The sequence below is a fragment of the Pseudoalteromonas rubra genome, from assembly GCF_000967655.1.
GTDB lineage: Bacteria > Pseudomonadota > Gammaproteobacteria > Enterobacterales > Alteromonadaceae > Pseudoalteromonas > Pseudoalteromonas rubra_A.
On the sequence record NZ_JXYA01000014.1, the window covers coordinates 22,285 to 39,624 of the forward strand.

A 17,340-nucleotide genomic window follows, 5' to 3' on the forward strand; every position below is an offset into this window, starting at 1 on the left:
TAAAACGCTTTAGTCACTCACACTATGTGGCAGGAGTAAGTTTAGGTATATTCAAACAGTGATAGTTGCCTGTCAGCATTGTGATTATTTAGTATCCATTCAAGATTTGGGCGAGCAGCAACGCGCTGTTTGTCCCCATTGTGGCAATGTGCTGGCTACCACTGTGCGCAATTATAGCCAGTGGATAGCCGCATTTAGCCTTTCGTCTATTATTTTTTTATTGCTGAGCCTACAACCGCACTTTATTTCTTACTCACAGCACGGTCTGAAACAAACCATCAGTTTAATGGCTGCCATTATGCAACTTGCCGAACACTATAGTGTGTTTTTGGCCGCGTTATTGAGTACCAGTATCCTGATATTACCCCTGTTAGCCAGTGCCCTTATTTTACTGGTGCATACGCCGGTGTGGCAAAAATTAAACCCGCACAATGCCCGGGCAGTCGCCAAGTTTATCATGGCGCTGAGGCCCCTCAACCTGGCCGATATTTTTCTGGTCGCCGTGCTGATCAGTGCGTTTAAGCTAACCACCTTCGCCGAAATCGAAGTCGGCCTTGGCTTTTGGGCTTATATTTTATTCGTACTGTGTTTTATCGAAACCCTGTCTTTGCTGAGTCAACATCAGTTGTGGCAACTACAGCAAGCGCATTTTACCCCGACTATCGAACACTGTGCCAAACGCGCCAGCACCCAAAACCTAAAGCAATGTCATGTGTGTCAGCAGATCAGTCGCAGTGAGCACTGCCCGCGCTGTCTGGCCAAATTACGTTACCGTAAAAATAACTCTGTCGCGCGCAGCGCAGCCTGGATGCTCACTTCTTTAGTGTTTATGGTACCTGCCCTGTCTTTTCCAATCATGGATACCATTAACCTGGGGCTACACACCCCGGCCACCATTTACAGTGGCGTAGAGGTGCTATGGCAAAATGGCTCCTATCCCATCGCAATCGTGATTTTTATTGCCAGTATCTGCATTCCTCTGTTAAAAGCCGGTACGCTGTTTTATTTGCTGTATCGTGTGAGGCATCCGGTTAATCCAAAAGTGACCGCTAAGTTTTACCGCGCCCTTGAAGCGGTCGGTAAATGGTCAATGATCGACGTTTTCGTCGTGATCCTCTTGGTTTCTCTCGTACAGCTTGGTACTGTACTGAGCGTAGAGCCACAGCCGGGTATCGTCTTTTTTACCGCCATGGTCATTTGTCAAATCTTTGCTGTGAACAATTTTGACCCTCGTTTACTTTGGGACTCTCTAAAAAAATATGAATAAAGAAGCGCATATCGAGCCCAAGCCCAGGCTTTCCGTAATCTGGATCGTGCCCCTACTTGCCGTTCTAATTACCGGCTGGATGCTATATCAGCATCAGCAAAACAAGGGCCACCAAATCTACATTAAAATGAAAAATGCCGACGGCGTTATCGCTGGTAAAACAGAAATTAGAGTCCGCAGCGTTAAAATCGGCATAGTCGAAGAGTTGCGCCTGCAAGTAGAACAAAAAGCCGTAGTAGCCACAGTCCGTATAGAAAAACACTATGATAACTTACTGACGCAAGACGCCAAATTTTGGATAGTGAAGCCGCGCATTGATCAGTCGGGGATCAGTGGATTGAACACGCTGTTATCGGGCGTTTATATTGAATTATTGCCAGGGGAGAGCAAACAGCGAACAAGCCTTTACACGCTTCAGGAACAACCCGCGCTGATCTCTACCGATATAGAAGGCCTGCGCTATCAGCTTAGCTCCACCAGTGGAGAAGTGTTAGATGTCGGTACGGGGATCTTTTTTCGCAACTATCACGTTGGCCAGATAGAAAGTGCGGTGTTCAATACCGACTCGTTAAAGATGGAATATGGTATTTTTATCCACTCTCCTTATGACAAGCTCATCACCCACAATGCCATTTTTTGGATCAACTCAGGGGTCGAATTGTCTCTGACCAGCGAGGGGATTAACGTCAACACGGGATCGCTCGCAAAAATGATTAAAGGCGGGATCTCTGTCGATTATCCACCGGGCCAAAGTGCCGGTGAACCCGCAGCAGAAGATAAACCCTTTACGCTACACCAAAATTTTGCCGTTGCGCTGGAACGGCGTTTTGATTTATTTGATCACTACTTGGTAGAATTTGAACAATCTATCCGGGGCCTTAAGCCAGGCGCGCCAGTTGAATACCGGGGTATGAGAGTCGGCACAGTCGAGCAAGTGCCAGCCAGGTTAGAGCGCAATGGACAGCCACTCTACTTTCAGCAGGGTAACACCTCGATCCCGGTGCTAATCAAAATCGAGTATGGCCGCATTTATGAAGTTGATGCGAAAGCCAAGCAATACTGGCAGGAAAATATAGAACAATGGGTTAAAAATGGCCTAAGAGCATCACTAAAAAGTGGTAATATTTTAACAGGTGCGGTATATATAGAACTTGATTTTTACAACTCAACCCCTCAGACCAGTTTAGGTATGAATTTCGAGTATCCGGTATTACCAAGTGTTCCGAGCGGGTTTACGGCCTTATCTGAGCAAGTTATGGCCTTGTTGAACAAACTCAACAAGCTGCCGCTGGACAGCTCGCTCGTCGAGGCACAAAGAACAATGCAGGCGTTTAGTGCATTAGCAGCCGAAACGCAGGCACTGGTAAATAGTTTCAACACAACGAAAGTATCAGAAAAAGTGGAAAAGAATTTAACACAACTACAAGGAACGCTGGCGCAACTCACAGCGAGTCTGAAGCAATTTGAGAAAACGCTGAACAACTATCAAAAAGGCTCCGGTATGGTCGAGCAGCTCACAGATACATTGCAAGAGCTGGAGAGCCTGAGCAATTCACTCAAACCCGTTTCAAAAGGGCTGAACGAGCAACCTAACATGTTGTTGTTCGACAAAGAAATACAGGCAGATCCAGAACCCAGGAAGCAACGCTAATGAAGGCTGTGATTGGTTTATTGGTTATCATTTTGGCAGGATGCGCCGGCTCGGAACCGGCCCAGTACCAGTACTACCGATTTGGCTCAGCGCCTGTCACCTCAAGCCAAACCAGTGATGCAGCCGAAAAGAATACTCATCGGGTCTATGTCGATCAGGTAAATATCATAGGCGTTGCTGATCAGCAGGCGCTTATCCAATATGTAACACAACATAAGGTGCACATTGCCAATTACCATTACTGGGCAGAGCACCCCAAGTTACTGTTGACCAAAGAAACACTGAGTTCCCTAAATAATGCAGGCTTCTCCCCGGTGCTCTCAGCCCATGCCAGCGATATCAAACCTGGCGACTACAGATTGCTTATTGAAGTGTCAGATCTGGCAGGTCACTATCAGCAAGGGGCCATTTTGAAGGGCGCCTGGCACTTGTATCAAATCACAGAAAACGGTAACGAATTACGCCAGGTCAAACACTTTGAGTTTGAATCAGCACTCTCACAAGATGGTTTCAATGCGCTGGTATCGGCCCATCAGATAAACTGGAATAAGTTAATGGGCCAACTACATACAGAACTGGCCCAGTAAATACTAATCCCGGAGCATATTTACATACAGGTTGGTCGGTCCCATGTCTGGCGCCAACTCAAGCGTGCCGACTAATACAAAGCTCAACTTGTTCAGCAACTTATTGCTGGCCAGGTTGTTAGGGGCTGTGATCGCTCCCAGCGCCTTATACTTGCCACATTGGTGTACAAACCTGAGCAATGCGTCTGCCGCTTCAAAGGCGTAGCCTCTCGCGCAATACCTGTCCAGAAATGCATAACCCAAATCGGGAAAAGCCAGATAAGGACGCTGATACAGGCCACAAATGCCAATGGCCGTACCGTCATTCAGAGTCACAATATAAGGGCTCGGCGCGCGTGAGTCATAAGGCGTGAAAAACGCACTTTCTATGTACTTTCGGGCGTCAGCTAAAGTTCGGATCTGCTTGTCAGCAATATTGTCTATGAAGCTTTGTTGGTTGAGCAACTCGTAGATAAACTCAGCGTCTGTGATTTGTGCCCTGCGGATAATCAATCGCTCTGTATGCGTTATGATATCAGACATATGAATACATCCTTAAAAAGTGGGGCAATTTGCCCCACAAAATAGCAGTCATTTACTCAAAACGCGCTTTTTTATAAAGCTCCGTCATCGAATTGATTTTTACTTCATTTTCCAAAGTAGCAAAGGGCTTGTCGGCAAACTTCTTACCCCGGATCTGTACATTCAACCTGGCAGCATCGGCATTAAGCATACTCTGCTGATAATAAGACTGAATATCCGCCAGTGTTACTTGCTCTGTTGCAACAATCAGCTTGGCTTTCGAATCAAACGCTAAGTTATCGCGATACCAGTCGCTCAAAATAGGCTGAGACTCTTCTGCCAGATTTTTAGGTACTTCCTTAAGAGACAACAAAGCAGCCTGCTTGAGTTGTGTAAAGGTCTCTTCATCGAGTGCTTCGAGTGCCTGGGCATACTCCTGACGATAGCGGTCAAATCTTGCCTGCATTGACTGCACATCTAACACCGGCGTCTGAATATAAAACCCTAATGCAGAGTGTTCATCAATACTCTGAGCGACTGCCCCAACCGCGTAGGCGAGTTGCTCTTCCGTGCGCAGTGCATTAAACAAGTGGCTACTCAGATGAGACTTTAAGATCAGCGCCGCCGCTTTTTGCGGATATCCGGGCTGTGGGTGCACAAACATATCAACAATCGAGACATCCGCCGTTTCACTGTCCTGTTGCCACACCAGTGTTTGTTTAGCCTGTGGCTGCAAAAAGTGCGCTCTCACGTAGTCATTATGCTCTGCCGGCTTGTTAAGCGTGCCTTTTACCTTTTTTACAACTTCTGCAAGGAAGTCCTTGTTGTAGTTACCATAACCAAAAATACGGACTGTATGATGATTTAATAGCGCATTTTGAGCTTCCAGGAAGCTATCCAGGGTCATTTTAGTGGCGGCTTCAATCTGTACTTCTTCATCAAAGTTACCGGAGCGCACCAAAGATTGGTAACGGCCAAATGCCTGATAAAAAGGAAACTGCTGGCGTTGATTCTGAATATCACGAACAAAACGATCAATGGCTTGCTCTAACTGCTTTGCCGTGGGTTGTACTTTCAAGCCTTCTAACGACTGAGACAGCAGTACCCCCTGCTTGTCTGTAAACCCTGATAAAGTCAGTAACAAACCGTTATTCACACTCATACGCATTCCCATGCCCGCAACCCCGGCTTCCGTTTGCAACTTGGCTTTGTCTATCGCGTATAGATCTGCCCAAAGTGCTGCAGCAACCTGGACCTGCACACTGTCTAAAGTAAGCGGAGAATTAATATGAACTTGCAGGCGCCCCTTGGGTTGCTCGCTGTATTTATCACTGGTTTTTTGCCAAACGGCCACCGAATTATCCTGATAAATCTTGTTAACCGTTTTGGATGCCTCGCCTTGAGTGACGATATCAAACTGCTCCGGTAGCAAGCGGTTCACACTAGGTAGCGCCAACTGAGGGGCGGGCTCTGCCTGCCAGGACGCAATTTCTTGTTGTGGAATGTCCGAGACCTTATAGCGACCGTCATAAAAGTGCAGTTGCTGATCGTGTGGCTCTTGCTTGCTGATATACCAGACACGCAGACGCTCGGGATTTAATTGCGCCAGTACATCTTTGACTGCTTGCTCGTTAAAATCAGCAAAATAATATGGCGCGTTAATCGCATTATTTAGCGGATACTTTTGCATGCTGTCTGCAAGACTTGATACGTAACCAAATTCATCACCACGCTCTAAGAAACGAAACTGGTTGGCAAGTGCGGTTTTTATCTCTTTAAAGTACTTAGCGTCGATCCCCTGCTCTTTGATCAGCCGAATATATTGCATCACGATAGCAACCGCCTGTTCACGATGCTGCATGCCCAGATCTGTCAGTTGGATATCGACCGACAAGGTACCATAGTTGCCGTACAGATCCGGCGATGCACTGCCCGTTAGCTCAGAGATCCAGCCTTTCTGTTTGAGGACTTGTGCCGGACTGCCCTGCATTTCGTTACTCAGCAGGTAAGTGACAAAATAGTTCGGCTTAAACGCAAATTCGTCGCGATTGTTGGTAATCGTGAAGTCCAGCTTCAATGTTTTCACGTCTTCATTCGGCACGTAATGGATACGCTTCTTGCCCAATTTCGAAAAGTCTAACGCAGCATCAACCTCAGGCTTATCGATTTCTTTATTTTCTATCGAAGCAAAGTGTCGCTGTGCCTTTTCAACCATTTCGGATAGCGGTAAATTGGATATCATCGCCAGCTTCATGATGTTCGAAGAGTAATACTTATTGTAAAAAGCGACGGTTTCCTGGTGTAAGTTGCTGCCAGGTTTGTCGCCCAGGGTTTCCAGATTACCTATCAAAAACCGATTGGCTGGGTGTGTGCCCATCATACTGCGCGACAATTTATACTGACCGAAAAAATCTAGCTCACGGCGCATCGACCATTCCGCATTCACCGCACTCTTCTCTTTTTCTGTGTATTCGGGGTAGAGCTTGGGTGCCTTAAAGAAGTCGGAAAAGCGATCCAACGCCTCATCGTATGCCTGATTGTTTACTTTGAACATGTAGTTAGTGATATCTAACCAGGTATAAGCATTATGTGAGCCACCATTACGGCTCATAAAGTCTTTGTAACCCTGAGTATCAGGAAAGCGCTCCGTTCCTAAAAACAGCATGTGCTCCAGATAGTGCGCCATGCCCTGTTGCGACATCGGGTCGTGAAGCAAACCTACTCCCACACTTAACGCAGCCGCTGATTTCTCAACTTCAGGATCTGAGACAAGAATAACCTCTATGCCATTTGATAAAGTCAGTGTTTTATATTGTCGGTTATCATTCGGGCTCACCACGAGCGAAGATGTTTCAGCAACCGTCGCTGACTGACCAGCTCCGTATTGAGTTGCCGTACATCCGGATAACAATGCCAGGGTGATACTGGCCACTATCATTGTTTTTTTCATTCACTTTCCATCTTAAAAAATGAGTCTGGTCCCGGCTTATCTGGGATCCTATGAGATACTCAAACGCTATCATCTATCCTCGGTACAATTCAATCACCATCAAGCATTTTAATGACTTACGGTGCAATCTGCGCTATTTGCGATCAACGTGTAATCTTTCCTCAGCCTTGTTCTTATTCCCATTAGTAATAACAAGAAGAAAATTTAAAAGAATTTTTTATCACAAATGTTTATCCATTTGATAACATTGGGGGCGAAATATAATCATAAACACAGATCATCAGGGGCTAACAATGGACATTAATCAACCGATCTGCGATTTCGGGCTGCACAGTGGCGAACCCTACTGCAAACTTCCCGCAAGCTTTTTAAACTGGATGGTCGCAACGGGCCATGCTAAACAGGCGCTGGCCAAAGACGAGCTCACCCGCAGACACAACGCAGTTTGTGACTCAAGAATGAAATCAAAAGTTCAATAATGAGCTAGGTTTACTATGGCTTTTTAGTTTAAACTACAGCGCATAGTTCGTCCCCATTGAAGTAAACTTATGCGCTTTATCATACCTTCTCTTTTAGCGCTGTCGCTGACAGCGTGCTACTCTACACAACAATCAACAACCCAAGCCGCCGACAACACAACCCGCTATCTGACTGTGCTGCACACCAATGACCATCATGGTCGTTTCTGGCACAACGAAGACGGTGAGTATGGTATGGCAGCAAGGAAAACCTTGCTGGACAAACTTAGAGCACAAGCTCATGCCAAAGGCCACAGTGTGGTATTACTCTCCGGAGGCGACATCAATACCGGCGTACCAGAATCTGACCTGCAACATGCTGAACCAGATTTTAAGGGCATGAGCATGCTTGGCTATGACGCCATGGCGATCGGCAACCACGAGTTTGACAACCCGCTGGATGTGCTGGATAAACAAATTGGCTGGTCCAACTTTCCGCTGCTGTCTGCCAACATTTTACATAAGCACAATGGCGAGCCCGCCTATCAGCCTTATACTGTCATCGAAAAGCAAGGGCTGAAAATTGCCATCATCGGCTTGACCACAGTTGATACGGTGAAAATCGCTAACCCGGAGTTTGTCGGCGGTCTGGATTTCGTTGACCCAGCCCCTGTAACGACGCAGCTATCCGAGCAGATCAAAGCGAAATATAGCCCGGACGTAACAATCGCAGTCACTCACATGGGCCATTATCATGATGCCGCCTACGGTATTAACGCACCAGGTGATGTCACGCTTGCGCGTAATGTCCCGGCCGGCACACTAGATATGATCATCGGAGGTCACTCACAGGAGCCGGTATGTATTGATGAAAACGGCGCAGAAGACAGTGCATATGTGCCTGGCAAAGCCTGTCAACCAGATCAGCAAAACGGCATCTGGATCATGCAGGCACATGAGTGGGGCAAATACGTAGGAAAGGCCGTTTTTGAGATTTCACAAGGCAAAAAAACGCTACAAAGCTATGAATTATTGCCAGTAAACCTCAAAGATGAGCAAGGGCAATGGGCAACCAACTATATCGAACATGACCCTCAAATAAAGGCCTTCCTCGCGCCTTATCAAAAAGCCGGTGAAAGCAAAATTTCAGGTGCTGTTGGCGAAGTAGATGCCTTTTTGGATGGCCGCAGAAACACGGTGCGTTTCAAACAAAGTCCGCTGGGTGACTTAGTGATCAAAGCGCAAATGGCCGCGGTTGGCGCCGACTTTGGCCTTATCAGTGGTGGCGGGATCCGTGCCAGTATTAAGGCAGGTGAAGTGAGCTACAAGGATATTCTGAAAGTGCATCCTTTCAGAAATCGCATTACCTATATCGATTGGCGTGGTGAGCAGCTGATTGACTACCTGTCTGTGGTAAGTCGTTTCCCGCCGGATTCAGGCGCTTACTTGCAGTATCACGGTATTGAGTTCGATATTCAGGGAGACAAGTTAACTAACCTGAAAATTCAGGGCAAGCCTGTTGAGCCGGGTAAAACCTATCGCATGAGTATTAATAGTTACAATGCGGCAGGCGGAGACGGTTACCCGGTATTAACGGATTTACCCGGTTTCACAGCAACCGATAGTACAGATGCTCAGGTTCTCAAAGACTACATTGAACGACACTCACCTATCAAGCGATCAGCACTGTAAACACTTTCTCAGTGGCGGTACACAAGGTATGCACCGCCACTGTCTTTACTTCCCTATTACTTCAACGTCATCCACACCCAGTGCTTTTAGCCCATAGCTGTGCAACTTAGAGCGTGACCCTTCACCATGCGCTTTTGGGGGATAGAGCTTGATTTTCAAGTCGGGCTGATGTGTCAGCAGTTCATCCAGAGCTGCGCGGATCTCGCTCAGCGTCTTCTCCAAACTATTGGAGAAGTTGGGGCGCTTTCTGATGGTGTGGCCGAGTGCAACTAAGCGATGAAAATATTTGTCAGCAATATCCAGTAACTCCTCGGGCACGTCTTTATTTTGATTCAATGAGACTTGTGGATTTTGCAAGCAAAACTCGAGTAAAGCGAGATAGAAACACAATGGTTTGTTCGCCAGCTGAACCTGACAAGTTTTATCACGACTCAGGCACAATGTTTTGGAGTACAGATCAATAACCAAGTGCTGAGGTTGAGGCTTTGTGGCCGTTGTTGTGGCAGTTTGTCGTTTTGCCTGCTCTCTTTTTCTGGAAACCGATTTATAAAATGCCAGGTTTAGCAAAGCAATTAATAAGGGGATGATATACAGCCATTGATTGTGGCTGGTATTAGCCCGATAGCCTATTACTGTTGCGCCCTCCGGGCCGGATAACAGCAGCTGGTCCGCCGAGATGTCTCCATTACTGGTGGCGATATTAACAATTCGGATCCTGCTGGTCTTCTTCTGCAAATTGTCGTTTAGCAGATCTATATATGCCTGAACGCGTGTCGCGTCCCCAGCGTAATTCAGGACAGGGTCAGCAATGGGAAGACGATTTTTATCCAGCGCGACTCTGAGTTTAATGCTGTCCAAATCTTGTGCAATGGTATGTCGGATCGCCTGCTCATGCGCAATGGTAAAAATGAGCAAGAAAATGATACTGTAAACAATAAATGCAAGTATACCCGTTTTACGACTCATCTGTTTCTCCAAGAAAATAAACTGGTAATTCATTACATTGCCAGTACAAATCAAGTTCATCGAAATAACTTGAGCCATTATTTTTTGCGACTTGCTGCAATTGCTGCTGTAACGCGCAAGCCAGATCTGTATTGTCTACGTCCATTTTCATATACCAGCGACTGCCGCTGATGTTTTCACCAATAGGGGTTATATAATTGGCCGAGAAGCGACTTTCATCACTCTCTTGCCAATACGTAGCAATGATATCCAGCTCACCGGATGAGAGTTTTTCTCTAAGCACCTGATGAGAGCTGACGTATTGGATATCCAGTACACGCATATCTAAGTCAAGCCGTTTAAACATTTGCTTGGGTATGATGTGGCCAGAGCGACTAGTGGGATAATCCAGCAGGCCTATTTTTTTATCCAAAAAATAGGCTTTGTCTAATCTTGGCTTTTCGCGAGTTGAGATAAAAAAGGCGGTATAGGTCGGATAGCCCACGACTGGCATGTAGTTGTAGGTTGACTGAGCTTTTAGCGCTGCCATGACATTATCTTTCGACAATGTCAGATCAGCGAGTCCCTTTGCGATATAGTCGATTTGTTCAGCTAACTCACCACTATAACGCACTTCCACTTGCCCGTACTGCTTTGCGACCACATCGTCGCCGCACAATGCAGGCGCGAGTCTGCGAGCCAAGGGCTCGACCGGAACATGAACCCTAAAAACAGCCATATTACTGGTTGAACGTGTCTTACAGGAAACACTACTTTCGACCAGCTTTGGCAGTTCGCCAACAGGCTTACCAGTGAGGTTACTGGCAAGTAACCAACAGCACCAGACTGAGAGAAACAAAACTGTAACAATAGTTGTTTTATTGCTTAGAGAGTGATTATTTTTCAAAACATCGTATTTCTTAGGTTGCGCGCCCCTATATTAGATCAATTTTTCTTACTTATTGCAATAGGTAAGCTTACTAAAAACTTATAAGCCAATGTTTTTACTACTTTATTAATAAGAAATTATGAATCTCATTGAGTCCTTTTCTTTTTCTGAAAAATCCGGACAATTGGCCGCATTCCAAACGTGTAAACAATACCCAGTTTGGGTAATGAGAGATTTTGATGTTACGAGCTTCTTTAAAGGGTTTGGCGTTGTCTGCACTGCTTATAAGCACCAGCGCCTGGTCCTGGGGTATGAACGGTCACAGAGTGGTTGGTGAGATAGCCCAACAACACCTCACCCCGGCTGCAGAAAAAGCAGTAAAAGCCCTGTTAGCTGAAGATTCACTGGCCGAAGTGTCTACCTGGGCAGACGAGATGCGATCCAGCCCTGAAGACTTCTGGAAAAAACAATCTGGCAAGTGGCACTACATCAATATCGAAGATCCCAGCAAAATGGCACAGCACGATAATCACGCTGTTGAACACAAACATCAGGTGTCACACATCCTGGACGGAATTAACTATTCAGTTTCTACATTACAAAACCCCAAAGCCATCAAAGAAGACAAGCTGTTTGCTTTAAAGTTCCTGGTTCATTTGGTCGGCGACGCTCATCAACCATTTCACGCAGGGCGCAGCGAAGACCGCGGTGGTAATTTAATTAAAGTCTCTTTCTTTAACGAAGAGACTAACTTGCATTCCGTATTCGATACAAAACTCATTGAGCACCAGTCTTTATCCTATCGCGAGCTCAGTGACTTTATCCTTACCCGCGACAAACAGAAGATCGCACAAATGTTAAACAGCCGCCCTGCCGACTGGCTTTTGGAATCTAATCAAGTAGCTGAAAAGATTTATGACAGCAATGAAACTGACATCAGTTGGGGGTATATTTACAGGTACACCCCTGTTGTTAAATCTCGACTACTTCATGGTGGGATTAGACTGGCAGGATTGCTAAACCAAATTTTTGACAAAAATTCAAGGCCACTTGACACTGCTTTAAAAGCAGCCAAGTGATCTTGGGGATGATTATTTAATAAACCTATAACACGGGAAACAACATAATGAAAACGCAACTACGCAAAACGGCTCTATCGCTTGCAGTTATTGCAGGCATTGGTGCTAGTGGTGCTGCATTCGCTAACGAAACATCTTCATCTGTAAAAGGTCAGATCGTTGGCCCTAACGGCAACCCTGCCGTAGGTACAACTATCACGATCATGCACTTACCAACTGGCTCAACTAAAGTCACAAGTGTAAACGATGCGGGTTACTTCAGTGCCAAGGGTCTGCGCGTTGGTGGTCCTTACCAAATTATCGTTGATTCAAACAAATATGAAGATCAGCTGCTGGAAAACGTTTATCTTTCTCTGGGCTCAGACTACCCTGTAAACGTACAACTTCAGCCGCAATCAAGCATGGAGCAAATCGTTGTTACTGGACGCCCTATCAGCCAAATGGCTGGTGGCACAGGTCCTGCAGCAACTTTTACACTTGAAGACTTACAAGAAGCACCAGCTATCAACCGCGACCTGAAAGACATCGTTCGTGCAGATCCACGTGTATACGTTGATGAAAGCCGCGGTGCTATCCAGTGTGGTGGTGGTAACCCTCGCTTTAACGCGTTGACACTAGACGGCGTTCGCATGAACGACAACTTCGGTCTTAACGCAAATGGTTACCCAACAATTCGCGCACCATTCTCGTTTGACTCAATCGAACAGGTTGCTGTTGAACTTGCACCTTTCGACGTTCAATACGGTGGTTTCACGTCTTGTAACATCAATGCCGTAACTAAGACTGGTTCTAATGAAATCCACGGCGGCGTATTCTACGACTACACCAGTGATTCAATGAAAGGTGATAAGTCTAAAGACAGAGAATACGATAATGGCGATTACGATGAGAAACGTTATGGTTTCAACGTTGGTTTGCCAATCCTAAAAGATAAGCTTTTCCTATTCACCTCTTATGAAAAGCTTGAAGGTGTTCAGCAGTTTAGCTACGACCCACTTGGCTCAACTGTTAGCCAAGCTGACTTGAACCGTATTATCGACATCACTAAAAATGTCTATAACTACGACCCAGGTACTATGGTACCTAGCATGCCAGTTGAAGATGAAAAGCTACTTGTAAAACTTGACTGGAACATCAATGACTCTCACCGTGCAAACATTGTTTACAACTACAATGATGGTTTTGCACTTTCTCAGTCTGATTCTGGTAGTCGTGAGCTGTCTCTGAGCAACCACTTCTATGAGCGTGGCGCAGAGTTTACCTCAATCGTGACTTCAATCTATTCTGACTGGAATGATGAGTTCTCAACTGAAATCCGTGTTGGTAAAGCAGACCTTGATGCACGTCAACAGTCACTGGATGCAGCAAGTGGTTTTGGTGAGTTCCAGGTAACTGCTGCTGATGGTGGTAAAGTCTACATCGGTCCAGATGACTCTCGTCAGGCGAATGACCTTGACTGGGATAACTTCACGGTAAAACTGGCAGGTACATACTACCTTGACCAACACACTATTACTGCAGGTTATGAGTATGAAGATCTAAACGTATTCAACTTGTTCATGCAGCATGTACAGGGCGAGTTCCGTTTCGACTCTATCGAAAACTTCGAAAATGGCTTGGCTCAGCAGGTTTACTATAACAACGCTGCAACCACCAATGATCCGAATGATGTAGCGGCTAACTTCTCTTACCAGCAGCACACATTCTACATTCAGGACGAGTATAGCTTCTCTGATATCGATGCTACGTTAACTTATGGTCTTCGTTACGACAGATATACCAGTGACGACACACCAACTCCAAATGCACATTACGAAAGCATTTACGGCTTCTCTAACACCACTAACATGGATGGTGTTGACCTTGTACAGCCGCGTGTAGGTTTCAACTGGTATGTTGATGATGCACTAGAAGTACGTGGTGGTATCGGCCTGTACTCTGGTGGTAACCCGAATGTTTGGTTGTCAAACTCATACTCTAGTGATGGTGCAACACAGGTATTTACCAGCCACAAAAAAGACGATAAAAAAGGCATCGGCTATTACGACTTATTCGCCAACGAAATGACTAATTTTGACGGCGGTACACCTGGTTTTGACGTACCTAAAGAGCTATTCGACAAAGTTGCTGCAACAAAAGTTGAAGACGGCAAAGGTTCTGTAGACGCAACTGCGCCTAACTTCAAAATTCCTTCTGAATGGAAGATTTCTCTAGGTGCAACGTATACTACAGAAAACGAATACGTCATCAGTGCTGACTGGTTGTACACTGAGAAGCAAGACTCAGCAATCGTCCGTCACATTGGTTACAAGCTTTCTGACGAAACAACCTTCGATGGCCGTCCTATCATGGTTGAACGTGACCCTAAAAACCCTCGCGGACGTGACTATTTACTGACAAACGTTTCAGGTCCAGATGGTGAGTCACACGTAATGTCATTGTCTGTTGCAAAACGCTACGAAAACGGTATTAACTTCACCCTGTCGTATGCTTACACAGACGCTAAAGACATTACACCAATGACTAGCTCAACGGCGTCTTCTAACTATGGCAACATCGCGCTAACTAACCCTTGGAGCCCAGAGCTGGCAACTTCTGATTATGAAGTACCACACCGCTTTACGCTGCAGTTAGGCTACAAGCACGAGTTCTTCGATGGTTACGCGACTAAGTTCAACTTATTCGGCCAAATCAGTGAAGGCCAGCCGTACAGCTTCACATTCAACGAAAGTGATGGCATCTGGGGCGATAGCAACTCATCTGACGGTCGACAGCTGCTGTACGTTCCAATGGAAAACGATCCTAACGTTGAGTACGACATGACTGCTGAAGAGCTGAAAGAGTTCAACGACTTCATCGCTGCTGAAGGTCTGGAGCGTGGCACTATTCTTAGCCGTAACTCACAGAACGCTAAGTGGATGACTAAAGTTGACTTCAAAGTGACTCAGGAACTACCTGGTTTCATGGAAGGTCACAAAGGTGAAGTATTCTTCGTCATTGATAACCTGACAAACCTACTTAACGATGACTGGGGCACAATGTACAAAGGCGGCTTCGTAGGTAACCGTGTTGTTGACGCTAAGCTGGTTGACGGCAAGTACGTTTACTCTAACTTCAACGATGGCGCTATCGCACCAACAATCCAAAAAGATGCGTCTCTTTGGGAAATGCGTGTAGGCGTTAAGTACACTTTCTAATATCTAAAACACGTAATTAGATAATCTCAAAGGTCAACTTCGGTTGACCTTTTTTATTCTGACACTGTGATTAATCAAGGCTGTAAGCAATGAACTATCTAGAAAGAAAGTGACCTTCCAGTTTTTGCATCATCGCCAGCAACGCTTGCTTCTCATCGGTATTTAGCTCACTCAGCAGCTTACTTTCCCAGTCAAGCGCCTGCGGCGTTAGCGCTTCGTACAAAGCCTTCCCTTGTAACGTTAATGACATTTCAGTCGCCCGCTTATCGGTCTCACTTTGCTTAGCAACCAGCATGTCCTGTTGCTGTAGTTGTTTGATGGCCCGTGACACGGTTGATTTATCCATGCTCGCCAGGTCACACAACTGCTTGGCGGTTGCCCCCGGATGCTGAGCCAGATGTACCAACACTCGCCACTGAGGTATGGTCAGCCCGGCGCGCTCATACACCTCAGAAAAGGCCTCACTCATGGCATTCGCCAGTCTCACCATGCGGTAGGGAAGAAATTCATTAATATCAAACGCCATTATCAAGCTCCGGGTACACCAGCTTCATTTCTGTATATAAAAATTTACACATAAATATGAGTCAAAGATTGAAAATACTCTCACATGAGAGTATCTTTACAAAAAACATCAACGGAGTCTATGCAAAATGAGTGCAGAATTCGAGTACATGAGTGGTTTTGGTAATGAATTTGAAACCGAAGCCCTGCCTGGCGCCCTACCCGTCGGCCAGTTTTCACCACAAAAAGTAAAATATGACCTATACGCGGAGCAATACAACACAACGGCTTTCACGGCTCCGCGCGCTGAGAATCGCAGAAACTGGTTTTACCGTATCCGTCCGTCGGTGGTACAGGGTGATTACCAGGCAATGGACAATGGTCTGCTACGTACAGCACCTATCACTGAAGTACCTACCCCGCCCACTATGCTGCGCTGGAACCCGGTAGAAGTACCCGCTGAAAAGACTGACTTTATCGATGGTCTGGTCACTATGGCCGCAAATGGTAGCGCCAACGGTCAGGCCGGTATCGGGATCCACGTCTATGTTGCGAATGCCTCAATGGAAGGCCGTTACTTCTACAATGCTGACGGTGAACTACTATTTGTTCCTCAGATGGGTGAATTGGTGCTACACACTGAGTGCGGTAAGCTGGCCATTAAACCTGGCGAAATCGCGGTGATCCCGCGTGGTATTAAGTTCCGCGTCGAGTTACTGAGCGAGCAGGTACGAGGTTACATTTGCGAAAACTATGGTAACCCTTACATTCTTCCTGAGCGCGGCCCAGTTGGTGCAAATGGCTATACCAACGAACGCGATTTTCTTTACCCGGTTGCAGCGTTTGAAGATCTGGAAGGCGATTTTGAACTGGTTGCCAAATTCAACGGTAATTTGTTCCGTTGTGATATCGGACATTCTCCACTCGATGTGGTTGCCTGGACAGGTAACAGCGCTCCTTATAAATACGATCTGGCCCGTTTCAATGTGATGAATACAGTGAGCTTTGATCACCCGGATCCATCGATTTTCACGGTACTGACTTCGCCGTCCGGTACACCAGGTGTTGCCAACGTTGACTTTGTTATCTTCCCGCCACGCTGGATGGTTGCAGAAGATACATTCCGCCCACCTTACTACCACCGCAACATCATGAGCGAGTTTATGGGTCTGATAGAAGGGGTTTACGATGCGAAGGAGCATGGTTTTGTACCTGGCGGTATGAGTTTACATAACTGCATGTCGCCACATGGTCCTGAAGCAGACGTATTTGAAAAGGCATCGAACGCGGAATTAGAGCCACAACGTTATGAAAATACATTGGCCTTTATGTTCGAATCGCGTTATGTCATTTCTCCGACCAAGTATGCCCTAGAAGGCAAAGAGCGCCAGCCAAATTATCTGGATTGCTGGAAAGGCATCAAAAAGTATTACAAAGGTGCCTAATTAATAGATAACGGACACAGAACACAAAGCGGGCTGATATGCCCGCTTTTCATCGTGTCTAATTCACCTCGAATACGAAACTACTAATACCAATTTCACTTAATACCTGTTCAATTTGACGGAGCAAATATGACGCTAACGGCGTTAAAAATTTCTCATTTAGAACAACTAAATA

13 protein-coding genes are annotated in these 17,340 nt (G+C 46.1%); 8 read left to right on the plus strand and 5 right to left on the minus strand.

What is annotated here, in order from left to right; genetic code table 11:
* The first annotated feature begins 58 nt into the window (after window positions 1-58).
* From TW77_RS07040 to TW77_RS07050, 3 genes are read left to right on the plus strand one after another with little or no spacing between them, the layout of a single operon-like run.
* Window positions 59-1,267: a paraquat-inducible protein A gene (locus TW77_RS07040; protein WP_046004271.1), complete on the plus strand. Its 1,209-nt coding sequence runs from the start codon at window positions 59-61 to the stop codon at window positions 1,265-1,267.
* Window positions 1,260-2,918, plus strand: coding sequence for an intermembrane transport protein PqiB (gene pqiB, locus TW77_RS07045; protein ID WP_046004272.1), 1,659 nt, complete (start codon window positions 1,260-1,262; stop codon window positions 2,916-2,918). The genes TW77_RS07040 and pqiB overlap by 8 nt, the downstream gene beginning before the upstream one ends.
* Window positions 2,918-3,505: a PqiC family protein gene (locus TW77_RS07050; RefSeq protein ID WP_052713090.1), complete on the plus strand. Its 588-nt coding sequence runs from the start codon at window positions 2,918-2,920 to the stop codon at window positions 3,503-3,505. The genes pqiB and TW77_RS07050 overlap by 1 nt, the downstream gene beginning before the upstream one ends.
* A gap of 3 nt (window positions 3,506-3,508) precedes the next feature.
* Here TW77_RS07050 and TW77_RS07055 read toward each other — a convergent pair whose 3' ends face one another.
* Window positions 3,509-4,027, minus strand: coding sequence for a GNAT family N-acetyltransferase (locus TW77_RS07055; protein WP_046004273.1), 519 nt, complete (start codon window positions 4,025-4,027; stop codon window positions 3,509-3,511).
* Window positions 4,028-4,079: 52 nt separating this feature from the next.
* Window positions 4,080-6,956, minus strand: a complete 2,877-nt coding sequence (locus TW77_RS07060) for an insulinase family protein (RefSeq protein ID WP_046004274.1) — start codon at window positions 6,954-6,956, stop codon at window positions 4,080-4,082.
* Window positions 6,957-7,249: 293 nt separating this feature from the next.
* Here TW77_RS07060 and TW77_RS07065 point away from each other — a divergent pair, with 293 nt between their 5' ends.
* Together TW77_RS07065 and ushA are read left to right on the plus strand one after the other, a co-directional pair.
* Window positions 7,250-7,435, plus strand: a complete 186-nt coding sequence (locus tag TW77_RS07065) for a hypothetical protein (RefSeq protein WP_046004275.1) — start codon at window positions 7,250-7,252, stop codon at window positions 7,433-7,435.
* A 69-nt stretch (window positions 7,436-7,504) separates the two neighbouring features.
* On the plus strand, window positions 7,505-9,106 hold the full coding sequence (gene ushA, locus TW77_RS07070) for a bifunctional UDP-sugar hydrolase/5'-nucleotidase UshA (RefSeq protein ID WP_046004276.1): 1,602 nt from the start codon (window positions 7,505-7,507) through the stop codon (window positions 9,104-9,106).
* Between the two features lie 45 nt (window positions 9,107-9,151).
* Here the strand turns inward: ushA and TW77_RS07075 are convergent, their stop codons facing one another.
* On the minus strand, window positions 9,152-10,072 hold the full coding sequence (locus TW77_RS07075) for a hypothetical protein (protein ID WP_046004277.1): 921 nt from the start codon (window positions 10,070-10,072) through the stop codon (window positions 9,152-9,154).
* Window positions 10,062-10,754, minus strand: coding sequence for a phosphate/phosphite/phosphonate ABC transporter substrate-binding protein (locus TW77_RS07080; RefSeq protein WP_240479468.1), 693 nt, complete (start codon window positions 10,752-10,754; stop codon window positions 10,062-10,064). The genes TW77_RS07075 and TW77_RS07080 overlap by 11 nt, the downstream gene beginning before the upstream one ends.
* 425 nt (window positions 10,755-11,179) lie before the next feature.
* Here TW77_RS07080 and TW77_RS07085 point away from each other — a divergent pair, with 425 nt between their 5' ends.
* Together TW77_RS07085 and TW77_RS07090 are read left to right on the plus strand one after the other, a co-directional pair.
* Window positions 11,180-12,019 (plus strand): S1/P1 nuclease, encoded by an 840-nt coding sequence (locus TW77_RS07085; protein ID WP_046004278.1) that lies wholly within the window; start codon window positions 11,180-11,182, stop codon window positions 12,017-12,019.
* 47 nt (window positions 12,020-12,066) lie between these two features.
* Window positions 12,067-15,216 (plus strand): TonB-dependent receptor, encoded by a 3,150-nt coding sequence (locus tag TW77_RS07090; RefSeq protein ID WP_046004279.1) that lies wholly within the window; start codon window positions 12,067-12,069, stop codon window positions 15,214-15,216.
* 94 nt (window positions 15,217-15,310) lie between these two features.
* Here the strand turns inward: TW77_RS07090 and TW77_RS07095 are convergent, their stop codons facing one another.
* Window positions 15,311-15,742: a MarR family winged helix-turn-helix transcriptional regulator gene (locus TW77_RS07095; protein WP_046004280.1), complete on the minus strand. Its 432-nt coding sequence runs from the start codon at window positions 15,740-15,742 to the stop codon at window positions 15,311-15,313.
* A 127-nt stretch (window positions 15,743-15,869) separates the two neighbouring features.
* On the opposite strand from TW77_RS07095, the gene hmgA reads away from it, so the two are divergent.
* A complete protein-coding gene (gene hmgA / locus TW77_RS07100; protein ID WP_046004281.1) occupies window positions 15,870-17,165 on the plus strand; it encodes a homogentisate 1,2-dioxygenase in 1,296 nt (431 codons plus the stop codon).
* The last annotated feature ends 175 nt before the right edge of the window (window positions 17,166-17,340 follow it).

Excerpts from the sequence above, each read along its gene's own strand:
- TW77_RS07090 (WP_046004279.1), top strand. The coding sequence starts at position 12,067 with ATGAAAACGCAACTACGCAAAACGGCTCTATCGCTTGCAGTTATTGCA.
- ushA (WP_046004276.1), top strand. The coding sequence starts at position 7,505 with ATGCGCTTTATCATACCTTCTCTTTTAGCGCTGTCGCTGACAGCGTGC.
- pqiB (WP_046004272.1), top strand. The coding sequence starts at position 1,260 with ATGAATAAAGAAGCGCATATCGAGCCCAAGCCCAGGCTTTCCGTAATC.
- TW77_RS07075 (WP_046004277.1), bottom strand. The coding sequence starts at position 10,072 with ATGAGTCGTAAAACGGGTATACTTGCATTTATTGTTTACAGTATCATT.
- TW77_RS07095 (WP_046004280.1), bottom strand. The coding sequence starts at position 15,742 with ATGGCGTTTGATATTAATGAATTTCTTCCCTACCGCATGGTGAGACTG.
- TW77_RS07060 (WP_046004274.1), bottom strand. The coding sequence starts at position 6,956 with ATGAAAAAAACAATGATAGTGGCCAGTATCACCCTGGCATTGTTATCC.
- TW77_RS07050 (WP_052713090.1), top strand. The coding sequence starts at position 2,918 with ATGAAGGCTGTGATTGGTTTATTGGTTATCATTTTGGCAGGATGCGCC.
- TW77_RS07055 (WP_046004273.1), bottom strand. The coding sequence starts at position 4,027 with ATGTCTGATATCATAACGCATACAGAGCGATTGATTATCCGCAGGGCA.
- TW77_RS07085 (WP_046004278.1), top strand. The coding sequence starts at position 11,180 with ATGTTACGAGCTTCTTTAAAGGGTTTGGCGTTGTCTGCACTGCTTATA.
- hmgA (WP_046004281.1), top strand. The coding sequence starts at position 15,870 with ATGAGTGCAGAATTCGAGTACATGAGTGGTTTTGGTAATGAATTTGAA.
- TW77_RS07065 (WP_046004275.1), top strand. The coding sequence starts at position 7,250 with ATGGACATTAATCAACCGATCTGCGATTTCGGGCTGCACAGTGGCGAA.